Annotated in this window: 11 protein-coding genes; 6 read left to right on the top strand and 5 right to left on the bottom strand. The window is 71.9% G+C overall.

What is annotated here, in order from left to right; translation table 11 throughout:
- Positions 1-23: 23 nt before the first annotated feature.
- Genes OG788_RS11045 through OG788_RS11060 form a run of 4 tightly spaced genes read right to left on the bottom strand, consistent with a single transcriptional unit; the run spans position 24 to position 4896 of the window.
- A complete protein-coding gene (locus tag OG788_RS11045) occupies positions 24-1301 on the bottom strand; it encodes a haloacid dehalogenase-like hydrolase (protein WP_406370429.1) in 1278 nt (425 codons plus the stop codon).
- A 27-nt stretch (positions 1302-1328) separates the two neighbouring features.
- Entirely contained in the window at positions 1329-2120 is a 792-nt protein-coding gene (locus tag OG788_RS11050; protein ID WP_351541710.1) for a 3-oxoacyl-ACP reductase, read from the bottom strand.
- Entirely contained in the window at positions 2117-3517 is a 1401-nt protein-coding gene (locus tag OG788_RS11055; protein WP_406370431.1) for an aldehyde dehydrogenase family protein, read from the bottom strand. Before OG788_RS11055 ends, OG788_RS11050 begins: the two co-directional genes overlap by 4 nt.
- 8 nt (positions 3518-3525) lie before the next feature.
- Positions 3526-4896 (bottom strand): glutamine synthetase family protein, encoded by a 1371-nt coding sequence (locus OG788_RS11060; protein WP_406370432.1) that lies wholly within the window; start codon positions 4894-4896, stop codon positions 3526-3528.
- Between the two features lie 77 nt (positions 4897-4973).
- Between OG788_RS11060 and OG788_RS11065 the strand changes: the two genes are divergently transcribed.
- Together OG788_RS11065 and OG788_RS11070 are read left to right on the top strand one after the other, a co-directional pair.
- Positions 4974-5711 carry a FadR/GntR family transcriptional regulator gene (locus tag OG788_RS11065; RefSeq protein WP_406370434.1) on the top strand — a complete coding sequence of 246 codons (738 nt, stop codon included), beginning with the start codon at positions 4974-4976 and terminating at the stop codon, positions 5709-5711.
- A 114-nt stretch (positions 5712-5825) separates the two neighbouring features.
- The gene (locus OG788_RS11070) at positions 5826-6506 is read left to right on the top strand and encodes a gamma-glutamyl-gamma-aminobutyrate hydrolase family protein (RefSeq protein ID WP_351541714.1); all 681 of its coding nucleotides are present in this window, start codon (positions 5826-5828) and stop codon (positions 6504-6506) included.
- A gap of 186 nt (positions 6507-6692) precedes the next feature.
- Here OG788_RS11070 and OG788_RS11075 read toward each other — a convergent pair whose 3' ends face one another.
- Positions 6693-7622 carry a LysR family transcriptional regulator gene (locus OG788_RS11075; RefSeq protein ID WP_351541715.1) on the bottom strand — a complete coding sequence of 310 codons (930 nt, stop codon included), beginning with the start codon at positions 7620-7622 and terminating at the stop codon, positions 6693-6695.
- Positions 7623-7692: 70 nt separating this feature from the next.
- Here OG788_RS11075 and OG788_RS11080 point away from each other — a divergent pair, with 70 nt between their 5' ends.
- The 4 genes from OG788_RS11080 (at position 7693) to OG788_RS11095 (ending at position 12878) form a co-directional block, all read left to right on the top strand.
- Positions 7693-8850 carry a TDT family transporter gene (locus OG788_RS11080; RefSeq protein WP_406370436.1) on the top strand — a complete coding sequence of 386 codons (1158 nt, stop codon included), beginning with the start codon at positions 7693-7695 and terminating at the stop codon, positions 8848-8850.
- 394 nt (positions 8851-9244) lie between these two features.
- Entirely contained in the window at positions 9245-10114 is an 870-nt protein-coding gene (locus tag OG788_RS11085; protein WP_406370438.1) for an arpA protein, read from the top strand.
- 98 nt (positions 10115-10212) lie between these two features.
- A complete protein-coding gene (locus tag OG788_RS11090; RefSeq protein ID WP_406370440.1) occupies positions 10213-11058 on the top strand; it encodes a class I SAM-dependent methyltransferase in 846 nt (281 codons plus the stop codon).
- A 14-nt stretch (positions 11059-11072) separates the two neighbouring features.
- Positions 11073-12878 carry a choline/carnitine O-acyltransferase gene (locus OG788_RS11095; protein WP_406370442.1) on the top strand — a complete coding sequence of 602 codons (1806 nt, stop codon included), beginning with the start codon at positions 11073-11075 and terminating at the stop codon, positions 12876-12878.
- The last annotated feature ends 81 nt before the right edge of the window (positions 12879-12959 follow it).

Genomic DNA, 12959 nt, shown 5'->3' on the forward strand with positions numbered 1-12959 from the left:
CACTCTAGGACGTGCCGCGAAGATCAATACACGGTGTCCGCCAGGTCGGGCACGACCGAGCCGTCCGGCCTGCGTACCGGCCCGGGGGTGCCGTCCGGTGCGGTGTACGCGCTCGTGGAGCACGGGTAGAGCCCGCGTCTGCGGGGCAGGGGCTCGAGGAACATCGGGTTGATCACCCAGCGGCCGTCGGCGTCGTCGTAGGCCCGGCACATGAGTTCGCCCTTGTTGCGGTTGAGGACGAGATGGGCGCCGGTGGCGTCGCCGACGAAGGTGACGTCGGTGTCGGCGTCTCCGGCCGCGATCGCGGTCCGGTGGCGGGCGTCCTGCCGCTGCCAGGCGGCGGCGCCGCGCACTCCGTAGACCTCCTGGTTGATCCAGCAGCGTTTCCCGTCGATGTACGGGATGGCCTCGCCGCGGCTCGCGGGGACGTCGCCGCAGCCCTCGTTCCGGGTGGTGATCCGGCCGTGCCGGTCGAGGACGGAGCGGATGGCGATGGTGTGCGCCGCGTCGATGCCGAGGCCGCGGGACCAGACCTCGGTGACGGGCTCGGAGCCGGCCGAGACGATGTACACGTCGAATCCGGCGCGTCGGAGCGTACGGACGAGATCGCGCTGCCGGTCGTAGTAGCGGACGTACGCCGGGACGGTGTGGGTGCCGAGCGTACGGGTCGCGCCCACGGGCGCCGCGAGGGCTTCGGCGCGGGCGCGGCGGGCGTACGCCGACAGTTCGGTGACGGTGTGTCCGGCGAACAGCTGGGGAACCCAGGCGTACTGCGGGACCGTGCGCCGGTGGTTCCAGTGACCGGCGAAGGCGGCGGCGCCGCTCATGGTCCGGCCGGCCTCGCGGATCTCGAAGATCTCGTCCGTGCAGCGGGTGTTGGTGGCCGTCGGCAGGGGCGTGCCCACCGGCACGCGGGTGCCGCAGGCGGCGGTGAGGGCGGTGTCCGCCGCGTCGGTGAGCCACGCGCTGGTGGCCTTCCAGCTCGCCGGGCGCAGGATCCTGTCGTGGCGCAGAGCCCAGGAGACGGTGGCGTCGGTGACGTCGTTCTTGGTGACCGTGTTGTCCCAGTCGAAGGCGGCGACCGGCCGGCCGCCGTTCCCGTTGCCGTCCGCGGCGCAGGTACCGCGGGCGTCGATGACCTCTTGCAGGCGGGCTCGGTTGTCGCCGTACCAACCGGCGGACAGGCGGGGGCAGTTCGGGCGCGGGGCGGGAGCGGTGGGCGGCGCGGCCGCCAGGGCGGCGGCCGCGGCCAGGGTCCACGCGAAAATGTGCCGGTACGGTCGGAATCGTCGGTGTCGCATGACCTGTGGACCGTACCGGCAGACGGCCTACAGAGGCGTGACGTACGCGCCCGAGATGCCTCCGTCCACCAGGAAGTCGGTGGCGTTCACGAAGGAGGAGTCGTCGCTGGCGAGGAACGCGACGGCCGCCGCGATCTCGTCCGCCTCGGCGAACCGGCCGACCGGGATGTGCACCAGCCGTCGCGCGGCCCGCTCGGGGTCCTTGGCGAACAGCTCCTGGAGCAGGGGGGTGTTGACGGGTCCGGGGCACAGGGCGTTCACCCGGATGCCCTCGCGGGCGAACTGGACGCCCAGCTCGCGGGACATGGCCAGCACCCCGCCCTTGGAGGCCGTGTACGAGATCTGCGAGGTCGCGGCGCCCATCCGGGCCACGAAGGACGCCGTGTTGATGATGGAGCCCCTGCCCTGGCGGCGCATGTAGGGGATGGCCGCCTTGCAGCACAGGTAGACGGAGGTGAGATTGACCTCCTGGACGCGCTTCCAGGCCTCCAGGCCCGTGTCCAGGATGGAGTCGTCGTCCGGCGGCGAGATGCCCGCGTTGTTGAAGGCGATGTCGACGGAGCCGTAGGTGTCGTACGCCGTCCTGAAGAGCGTCTCGACCTGCTCGGGGTCGGTCACGTCGACCTGGACGAAGGTCCCGCCGACTTCCTCGGCCACGGCCTTGCCGCCCCGCTCGTCGACGTCGCCGCAGACGACGTGCGCGCCCTCGGAGGCGAGCCGGCGTGCGGTGGCGAGGCCGATGCCGCTGGCGGCGCCGGTGATGACGGCGGTACGGCCGACCAGGCGGCGGCAGATGGTCTCTGGGGTGTCTGCGGTCACTGTGCGGGGCCCTCCGTGCTGATGAAGACGTTCTTGGTCTCGGTGAAGGCGGTGAGGGCGTCCGGGCCGAGTTCGCGGCCGATTCCCGACTGCTTGAAGCCGCCGAAGGGGGTCCAATAGCGGACGCTGGAGTGGGAGTTGACGGACAGGTTGCCGGCGCGGACGGCCTGGGAGACACGTAGGGCGCGGCCCACGTCGCGGGTCCAGATGGAGCCGGACAGGCCGTAGTCGGTGGCGTTGGCGAGCCGGACGGCGTCGGCCTCGTCCTCGAAGGGCAGCACGACGGCGACGGGTCCGAAGACCTCCTCGACGGCCACGCGCGCGTCGGACGCGACGCCGGTGAGGACGGTGGGCGCGAACCAGAAGCCGGGGCCCTCGGGCGCCTTGCCCCGGATACCGGGCGCGTCGGCGTCGACGTAGGACCGTACGCGCTCCAGTTGGGTCCTGGAGATCAGCGGACCCATCTGGGTCCCCTCGTCCGCGGGGTCGCCGACGACGACGGATTCGACGGCCGGGGCGAGGAGTTCGAGGAAGCGGTCGTGGACGGAGCGCTGGACGAGGATGCGGGTCCGGGCGCAGCAGTCCTGGCCGGAGTTGTCGAGGAACGACATGGGGGCGGCTGCCGCGGCGGCCTCGATGTCGGCGTCGGCGAAGACGATGTTGGGGCTCTTGCCGCCGAGTTCGAGGGTGACGCGCTTGAGGAGGGCGGAGCCTTTCGCCAGCACCTGCTTGCCGACGGCCGTCGAGCCGGTGAAGACGATCTTCGCGACGCCGGGGTGCCCGACGAGCGCGTCGCCCGCGACCGGGCCCGTGCCCGGCAGCACCTGGAAGAGGTGTTCCGGCAGGCCCGCCTCCAGGGCGAGTTCGGCCAGCCGCAGCGCCGTCAGCGGGGTCGTCTCGGCGGGTTTGAGGATGACGGCGTTGCCGGCTGCGAGGGCCGGCGCGGTGCCCCAGGCGGCGATGGGCAGGGGGAAGTTCCAGGGCGCGATGACCCCGACGACACCGAGCGGTTCGAGGAGGGTGATGTCGAGGCCGCCCGGGACGGGGATCTGGCGGCCGGTCAGGCGCTCCACTCCCCCGGCCGCGTAGTCGAGCAGATCACGGACGTTGCCCGCCTCCCAGCGGGCGTTGCCGAGGGTGTGGCCGGCCTCGCGGACCTCCAGGCGGGCCAGTTCCTCGATGTGGCCGTCGACGACGGCCGCGAAGCGGCGCAGCAGCCGGGCGCGGTCGGCCGGAGCGAGGGCGGCCCAGCGGACCTGGGCCTTCGCCGCCCGCTCGACGGCGACGGCGACGTCCTGGGCGGAGGCGGCCGGGACGGTGGCGACGACCTCTTCGGTGGCGGGGTTGAGCACCTGGAGCTCGTGGCCGTACGGGGGCGAGGTGTACGGGTACGACAAGGGGGGCCTCACATGCGTTCGAAGGAGCGGCGCAGCTCCCAGTCGGTCACCGCGGCGTCGAAGGCTTCCAGCTCGACCCGCGCCATGTTGCGGTAGTGCGCGACCACCTCGTCTCCGAAGGCGGCCCGGGCGACGGTGCTGTTCTCCCAGAGTTCGGCGGCCTCGCGCAGGGTCGTGGGGACGTGCGCGTACGCGGAGGTGTAGGCGTTGCCGGCGCACGCCTCGGGCAGCTCCAGCTTCTGCTCGATGCCGTACAGGCCGGCCGCGACGAGTCCGGCGACGGCCAGGTGCGGGTTGACGTCGCCGCCGGGCAGCCGGTTCTCGAAGCGCATCGAGCGGCCGTGGCCGACGACGCGGAGCGAGCAGGTGCGGTTGTCGTACCCCCAGGCGACGGCGGTCGGCGCGAAGGAGCCGGGCTGGAAACGCTTGTACGAGTTGATGTTGGGCGCGTACAGGAGCGAGAAGTCGCGCAGGGCGGCCAGTTGTCCGGCGAGGAAGTGGCGCATGACCTCGGACATGCCGCCGGGGTCCTTGGCGGAGCCGGCCATCACGTTCTTGCCGTCCGCGTCGGCGAGCGAGAGGTGGATGTGGCAGGAGTTGCCCTCGCGCTCGTTGTACTTCGCCATGAAGGTCAGCGAGACGCCTTCCTGGGAGGCGATCTCCTTGGCGCCGGTCTTGTAGACGGCGTGCTGGTCGCAGGTGACGAGGGCCTCGTCGTACTTGAAGGCGATCTCGTGCTGGCCGGGGTTGCACTCGCCCTTGGCGGACTCGACGGTGAGGCCCGCGGCCTGCATCTCGTTGCGGATGCGGCGCAGCAGGGGCTCGATGCGGCCGGTCCCGAGGACCGAGTAGTCGATGTTGTACTGGTTGGCCGGGGTGAGCCCGCGGTAGCCGGTGTCCCAGGCCTGTTCGTAGGTGTCCTTGAAGACGATGAACTCCAGCTCGGTGCCGACCTGCGCGGTGTAGCCGAGTTCGGCGAGGCGGTCGAGCTGGCGGCGCAGGATCTGGCGGGGCGCGGCCACCACCGGGGAGCCGTCGTTCCAGGCGAGGTCGGCGATGAGCAGGGCCGTGCCCTCGTTCCACGGGACGCGCCGCAGGGTGGCGAGATCGGGGTGCATGGCGAAGTCGCCGTAGCCGCGGTCCCAGGAGGACATGGCGTATCCGTCGACGGTGTTCATGTCGGTGTCGACGGCGAGGAGGTAGTTGCAGCCTTCCGTGCCGTGCTCCAGGACCTCGTCGAGGAAGAAGGCCGCGGCGAACCGCTTGCCCTGGAGCCGCCCCTGCATGTCGGGGAAGGCCAGGACGACCGTGTCGATGTCACCGGCCTCGACGAGACGGCGCAGTTCTTCGACGGAGAGCGGGGGTGTGCGGTCTGCCACCGGAAAAGCCTCCTTGGGTCAGCCGAGAGCCATAAGGTATTGCGGAGAACCATTGCTTGGGAAGGGGGCGCGACCGGATGACGCAGGCGGAACCCGACGGCGGGACGGACGACCGGCTGACGCCGGTGCTGCGGCCGGTGCGGGCGGGCAACGGTTTCGAGGAGGCGCTGGAGCAGATCCTCCAGATCGTCCGGCTCGGCCTGGTGCCGGGCGGTGAACGGCTGCCCGCGGAGCGGGAGCTGGCGGAGCGGCTCGGGATCAGCCGGGTGACGCTGCGCGAGGTCCTGAAAGTGCTCCAGGACCAGGGTCTGGTCGAGTCGCGGCGCGGGCGCTACGGCGGCACCTTCGTGCTGGCCCGGACGGACACACCCGGCGAGCACGAGCTGCGCCGCCGGGTCGCCGCGGTCGACATCGAGGACGTCCTGCGTTTCCGCGAGGTCCTGGAGGTGGGCGCGGCCGGGCTGTGCGCGACGCACGGGCTCGACGCGGAGCAGGCCGGCCGGCTGCGCGAGGCGCTGGCCCGGACGAACGACGCCCCGCTGACCGACTACCGGCGGCTGGACACCATGCTCCACCTCACCCTCGCGGAACTGTGCGGCTCCCCCTCGCTCACCGCGCGGTACGCGGCGGTCCGCGCCTCGGTCAACGATCTCCTGGACTGCATCCCGCTCCTCGTCCGCAACCTGGAGCACTCTCAGCGCCAGCACACCGCCCTCGTCGAGGCGGTCCTCGACGGGGACGCGGACGGGGCGCGGGAGATGATGCGCGAGCACTGCGCGGGCACGGCGGCGCTGCTGCGGGGGTTCCTGGCCTGAGCGGACGGGGCGCGAGGAGCCCGTTGCGTTTCCCTCCCTCGCCCCGCAAAGGTATGAGACCTTTCCATTGAGATCGCGTGGGCGTCGTGGCGACCGGATCCGAGGGAGAACAGCGTGGGCAGGCCGCTGATCGGTGTGAGTACGTATCTGGAGTCCCGGGTGCGCTGGGGTGTCTGGGAGCTGCCTGCGGCACTGCTGCCGGCCGGCTATCCGCGGCTCGTGCAGCGGGCCGGCGGTCTCGCCGCGATGCTGCCGCCGGACGATCCCGCGCTGGCGCCCGCGACCGTCGCCCGGCTCGACGGGGTCGTCGTCGCGGGCGGCCCCGATGTCGACCCCGCCCGCTACGGAGCCGAGCGCTCCCCGCGTACGGGCCCGCCCGCTCCCGAGCGCGACGCCTGGGAACTCGCCCTGATCCGGGCCGCGTTGGACTCGGGCACCCCACTGCTGGGCATCTGCCGGGGCCAGCAGCTCCTGAACGTGGCGCTGGGCGGCACACTCGTCCAGCACCTCGACGGGCACGTGAAGGACGCCGGAGTCTTCGGGCACCACGAGGTGACGCCCGTACCGGGGACGCTGTACGCCGGTCTCGTACCGGAGCCGTGCGGCGTGCCGACCCACCACCATCAGGCGGTGGACCGCCTCGGTGACGGTCTCCTGGTCTCCGCGCACGCGGCGGACGGCACCGTCGAGGCGATCGAACTCCCCGCTCCTGCCTGGGCGTTGGGTGTCCAGTGGCACCCGGAGATGGACGACGACCTGCGCGTGATGAGAGGCCTGGTCGCGGCGGCGTCCTGAGCTGACCGGACCCGCGCCGATTGGATTCGCCCCCTCCACCCCTGCCCCGTCCCACCCCCAGGGGCTGAATTTCAGCCCGTCCGGCGTTTGAGGACAAGGCCGTTCAGGCCGGAGCGGGGGCGTGGGGGCGGCAGCCCCCAGGTTCGGGACGGGCAGGGGCGGAGGGGCGAGGAAACGCGTGTGCGGCTACGCCACGCCTCGCGTCAGGGAGAGCAGGTCGCGGGCCGGCCCGGTGGGACGGTGGCCCGTGGGCCAGACGGCCCGCAGGGCGCGGGCGAGCCGGACGTCGGCGAGCGGGATGCTCACCAGCCGGTGGGCGGAGAGCTCCTCGCCGAGGGCGAGTTCACTGAGGACGGCGGGTCCCGCGCCGCTGACGGCGGAGGCCTTGACCGCCGTCGTCGAGGACAGCTCGATCAGCGGACGGGCGAGCCCGCCGAGCGCGGTGTCGAGGACCTGACGCGTGCCCGAGCCCTCCTCCCGGAGGATGAGCGGCGTGGCGGCCAGTTCCGCCGCTCCGAGCGGCGCGCGACGGCGCGCCCAGGGATGTCCGGGCGCCGTCACCACGATCAGGCGGTCGTGCGCGATCACCGTCGCGTCGAGGCCCGATGGCACCGAGAGCCCCTCGACGAAGCCGAGGTCCGCCTCGCCGGACAGCAGCCGCTCGGCGACGGCGGCCGAGTTCCCGGCGAGCAGCGACACGGCGGTGTCGGGGCGCTGCGCGCGCAGCGCGATCAGCCAGCCGGGCAGCAGATACTCGGCGATGGTCATGCTCGCGGCCACCCGCAGCCGCGAGTCGCGCCGGTCCCGCAGCGCCTGCGCCCCCGCGTCGAACGCCTCGGCGGCGTCCACCACCCGCCGCGCCCAGTCGGTGACGAGCGCTCCCTCACGGGTGAGCCTCGACCCGCGCGGCGAGCGGTCGACGAGCGCCACCCCGAGCTGCCGCTCCATGGAACGGATGCGGCTGCTGGCCGCCGGCTGGGTGATCCCCAGCTCACGTGCGGCGCGCCCGAGACTCCCGAGGCGCGCCACCGCCAGCAGCAGTTCGAGCGCGCCGAGATCGGGTACCCGGTGCGCGATCCCGGCGCCGGGCCGATCCTCAGCACTACTGCTACTCATAAACCCAGCTTATGTCGTCATAGGCGCGCACTCCCTGGTGGGGAGCCGACGGGCCCGCGACCGTGGAACCATGGTCACCGCAGCCCAGCCCTTCACCGCCCACGAGGCGGGAACCCTCCGCGACACGAAGACCCCCCGTGCGTCGCGGAACCGCACCATCGCCGCGGTCCGGCATCTCGGCCCGAACTGGTACGCCTCCGTGATGGGCACCGCGATCGTGGCCACGGCGGGAGCGGGACTGCCCGGGCACCTGCCGGGCCTGCGCACCGCCTGCGCCGTCGTGTGGGCCCTCTCGCTCACCCTGCTGGTGGCGCTGCTCGCCGCCCGCGCCCTGCACTGGAGGCACCACAGCGACCAGGCCCGCGCCCACCTCCTCGACCCGGCCGTGGCCCCCTTCTACGGCTGCCTGTCGATGGCCCTGCTCGCCGTGGGCGGCGGCACCCTGCTCGTCGGCCGGGACTGGATCGGGACACCGGCGGCGGTCGCCGTGGACGCCGTCCTGTTCACCGCCGGGACGGTGGTCGGACTCGCCGCGGCCGTGACCGTGCCGTACCTCATGGTCGTACGGCATCGCATAGAGCCCGGCCAGGCGTCCCCGGTGTGGCTGCTGCCGATCGTCGCCCCGATGGTGTCGGCCGCCCTCGGCCCCCTGCTCGTTCCGCACCTGCCGTCCGGGCAGCCCCGGGAAACGCTGCTGCTCGCCTGTGTCGCGATGTTCGGCCTCAGCCTGCTGGGCACCTTCGTGATGCTGCCGGTGATCTTCGCCCGGCTGGTCACCTCGGGCCCGCTGCCGCTCGCGCTCACCCCGACCCTCTTCCTGGTGCTCGGCCCGCTGGGCCAGTCGACGACCGCGGTCGGCAAGTTCGCGGACGCGGCACCCGGGGTGGTGCCCGCCCCGTTCGACCAGGGTTTCGCGCTCCTCGCCGTGCTCTACGGCGTCCCCGTGCTGGGATTCGCGCTGCTGTGGCTCGCGCTGGCCGTCGCGATGGTCGTACGGGCCCGCCGTCAGGGCATGGGCTTCGCGATGACCTGGTGGGCGTTCACCTTCCCCGTGGGGACCTGCGTGACCGGCGCGGAGGGCCTGGCCCGTCACACCGGCCTGGCCGCCTTCGACGCGCTCGCGGTCGCCCTGTACGTCCTGCTGCTCGCCGCGTGGTCGGTGGCCGCCGTCCGCACGGCCCACGGCCTGGTCAGCGGCAGGCTGCTCGCGGCGCCTTCGCGAAAGTAGCCTCCTGCGGCCGCCTTGCCCTGCCTCTGGCTGACACCCCGTCCTTCGGATCGCGAGGATCCGAAGGACGGGGTTTCCCGTTGGGGCCATCGACGTACTCGTCCGCGTTCCGGGCGGATGCCGTCGCGCCGTACCACGCCGGACCGGGTGGAACGAATACGTCGGTGGCCAGAACCTGCTCACAGTTGGGCAGTGCGACGCGTCACAGACAACACCGCGCCGCTGTGGGAACTTCAAGTGCCCTTCCTGCCAGCCGAGTTACTGAAAAGCCGAGCGTGAGGCCCGGCCGGGCGCGCGGATTGCGTCGCTCGTCCCGCGCATGGGTAGGAGAGGCGGAACCGCGGGCCGGCGGGGGAACCGACGAGAGGGGCGGCCCGCATGTGGAGAGGATCGAATGCGCTCTTTGGAAGCCCTGACGCTTGATCAGGTGGTCGACACGTCCCGCTACCCGCTGTCGGAACTCGCGAGCGCCCGGGGACATGCCGTGATCTCCCGTGCCCGACGCGACCTGTCGACTCTCGGCTGCACCGTGCTGTCGGACTTCATCCGCCCGTCACTGCGCGATGTGCTGCGGCAGGAGTGCTCGGCCATCGCCCCCCGGGCGCACCACGACGTCGAGACGGTGAACGTCTACAACATCGCCGTGGACTCGGCACTGCCGGAGGACCATCCGGGCCGGAAGACCTTCGAGCGGGGAAACGCGTTCGTCGCGCGGGACCGCATCCCCGCGGACTCCCTCATCAGCCGGCTGTACTCCGACACGGTGTTCCGGCACTTCGTCGCCCGCTGCTTCGAACTGCCGGAGCTGCACGAGCTGGCGGACCCGCTCTCCGGGCTGGTTCTCAACGTCGTCGCGCCGGGCATGGAGCACCCCTGGCACTTCGACACCAACGAGTTCACCGTGAGCATGCTCACCCAGCAGGCGCAGGCCGGCGGCGTCTTCGAGTACTGCCCGAACATCCGGACCGCGCAGGACGAGCATTTCGACGACGTCCGGGACGTGGTGGCCGGCCGAGGCGAGCGGCTGACCCGGCACCTCCCCCTCCAACCGGGTGACCTGCAGTTGTTCAAAGGGCGCTACTCGCTGCACCGAGTGAGCCCGGTGCGCGGCGAGGTCGCGCGCCACTCCGCGATCTTCGCCTACAGCGAGCGCCCCGGCGTCATCGGAAGCGTGGAACGGACCCGGCAGCTCTTCGGCCGGGTGCTGCCCGAGCATCTGGCGGCCGAGGGCCGGGCGGTCCGCGGCGACCGCCTCCTGGACTAGCGGGCGACGAGAACCCGTAGTCACCGTAGGCCGTTTCCCCCTGCTTCCCCTGCTTCCCCCTGCGTCCCCCCTGCGCGATCCACGGAGGAGTAAGCCCTGTGCGTTTCGACGCGACCGGAAAAGTCTCACTCGACCACATCTACGACCAGCCCGATCCGCGAACCTACTTCACGGCGCTGCGCCCGCTCGACTACGGCGTTCCGCAGCAGGCCAAGCCCTACTTCGCCAAGATCATCACGGAGTACCGGGAGTGCCGTCACGTCGCGGTGCCGAAGGTGCTGGACATCGGCTGCTCGTACGGGATCAACGCCGCCCTGCTGAAGTACGACGCGACCATGGACGAGCTGTACGCGCGCTACGCCGACGAGCAGCGTGCGGGTGAGAGCCGTGAGGCTCTGCTGGCCCGCGACCGGGAGCTGGCCCGGTCACGCCAACCCCCGCGAGCGATCAGCTTCGTCGGCCTCGACACCTCCGGCAGCGCGCTGTCCTACGCTCTCGAGGCCGGGTTCCTCGACGACGTGGTGCACGCCGATCTGGAGGAGCACGAGCCCACACCGGAACAGCGCGCCCAGCTCTCGGGTACGGACCTGGTGATCTCGACGGGCTGCGTCGGCTACGTCACCGAGCGGACGCTCACGCGAGTCGTCCGGGCGCAGGGCGTCCGCCGGCCCTGGATGGCTCACTTCGTGCTGCGGATGTTCCCGTTCGACCCCGTCGAGCGCGCGTTGGCGAGTCTGGGCTACCGGACGGTCCGCGTCGACGAGGTGTTCAGACAGCGGCGGTTCGCCTCCCCGCAGGAGCAGGCGCTCGTGCTCGACAGCATGTCGGCCGCGGGGGTGGATCCACGGGGCCTGGAGGCGGAAGGCTGGCTGTACGCACACCTCTACCTTTCCCGGCCGTACGACATCGCAGGTACCGACGATCCGAATCGAGAACAGAGTTGAAGACCAGTCAGGATGTGTCAGGCAACGCGACCTTCGCCCTGGAGGACAGCCTCCCGCGCGTACCGCTGCCCACGCTGGACGCGAGCTGCGAGAGGTTTCTCGCCTGGTGCACTCCGCTGCTGACCGCCGACGAGCGGTCGGCGACCGAGGCGGAGGTGGCCGCCTTTCTCCGGCCCGGTGGACCCGGCCGGGTGCTGCATGCCGCGCTGGAGGAGTACGACGCCACGGAGGGCGTGCACAGCTGGCTCGACACCTTCTGGCCGTACCGGTACCTGGGCCGCCGGGACCGGATCGCCCTCAACGCCAACTTCTTCTTCCTGTTCAAGGACTCCGGCCAGGCGCAGGTGGAACGGGCGGCGGGGCTCGTCGCCGGGGCCCTCAACTACAAGCAGCAGCTCGATCAGGGGCTGATTCCACCGGTGGTGCAGCGTGGTGCACCACAGTCGATGGTGCAGAACAAGTTCCTGTTCTCCAGCACGCGTATCCCCGGCGTGCAGCAGGACACCGTCCGCGCCCCCAACACCGAGGAGTGGCCGGGCCCGTCCGAGGCCCGGCACGTCGTGGTGTTCTTCCGGGGCGGCATGTTCCGGCTGGACGTGCTGGGTCCGGACGGTGTCCCGCACAGCCTGGATGACATCGAGGCGGGGCTGCGCGCCGTGATGAAGGCGGACCGGGCCGGCGCGGACACCTCGGTGGGCCACCTCACCACCATGGCCCGCGCGGAGTGGGCGGCCGCCCGGGAGTCCCTGCTCGCCTGTCACCCCCGCAACGCCGAAGCCCTGGACGATGTCGAGACAGCGCTGTTCTGCGTCGCTCTGGAGGACTTCGCCCCCGCGGACGTCCAGGACGCCTGCGACCAGCTGCTGTACGGCGACCGCGGCAACCGCTGGTTCGACAAGGCCGTGTCCTTCGTCGTCTTCGCCGACGGACGGGCGGGCATCAACGTCGAGCACTGCGAGCTGGACGGGACCACGATCCTCACCTTCACCGACGCCCTGCTCGACACCCCGGCAGAGGAGCAGTCCCGGCAGTCCGGAGCCCGCTCCCAGGGGCTGCCGGCGCTGGAGCCGATCGTGTTCGAACTGGACGACGCGCTGCGGGACCAGGCGCGCTCCGCCGCCGACGCGTTCGCGGCGTACGGGGAGAACACCGCGACCAGCACGGTGTCGTTCACGGACTTCGGCAGCCGCGCGGCCAAGGCGCTGGGGGTCTCGCCGGACGCGTTCGTCCAGGCCGCCTACCAGCTCGCCCACCAGCGGGCCAAGGGGCACCTGGGCGCCACGTACGAGTCGATCGCCACCCGGCAGTACCGGCACGGGCGGACCGAGGCGATGCGCGTCGTCACCACCGAGATGGTGGCTTTCGTGGCGGCGATGGAGGACCCGGCAGCGGACGCGGACGCCCGGCGCGCCGCGTTCCGGGCAGCGACGGAGGCCCATGTGGCACGCGCGAAGGCGTGCCAGGCCGGGCAGGTGCCGGAGCAGCACCTGTGGGAGCTGGAGCTGATCCAGCGCCGGCGGGGGGCCGAGCTCGGGGTGACCGAGCAGCCCGCCCTGTACCGGACGCCGGGCTGGTCGACCATGCGGGACGACTACCTGAGCACGAGCTCCGCGCCGTCCGTCAATATCCAGTACTTCGGCTTCGGGTCGACCAGCAGCCAGTGCATCGGTGTCGCCTACGTGCTGCTTCCCGATCGGTTCAACCTCTACCTGAGCACACCGTTGGCGGTCGCCGCGCAGATGCGGACGTTCGCCGACCGGCTCCGGGAGGCGATGGACGAACTCCGGGAGCTGCTGGCGCCCGAGCGGCCCGAGGACTGAACGGAGCCCGCCGCCGGACCGGAACTCCCGCTCGGAGACCACGGTCCGGCGGCCCGGCCGGATTCGATGGCTGAGCCTGGG

The organism is Streptomyces sp. NBC_00647, from assembly GCF_045207245.1.
Taxonomy (GTDB): Bacteria; Actinomycetota; Actinomycetes; order Streptomycetales; family Streptomycetaceae; genus Streptomyces.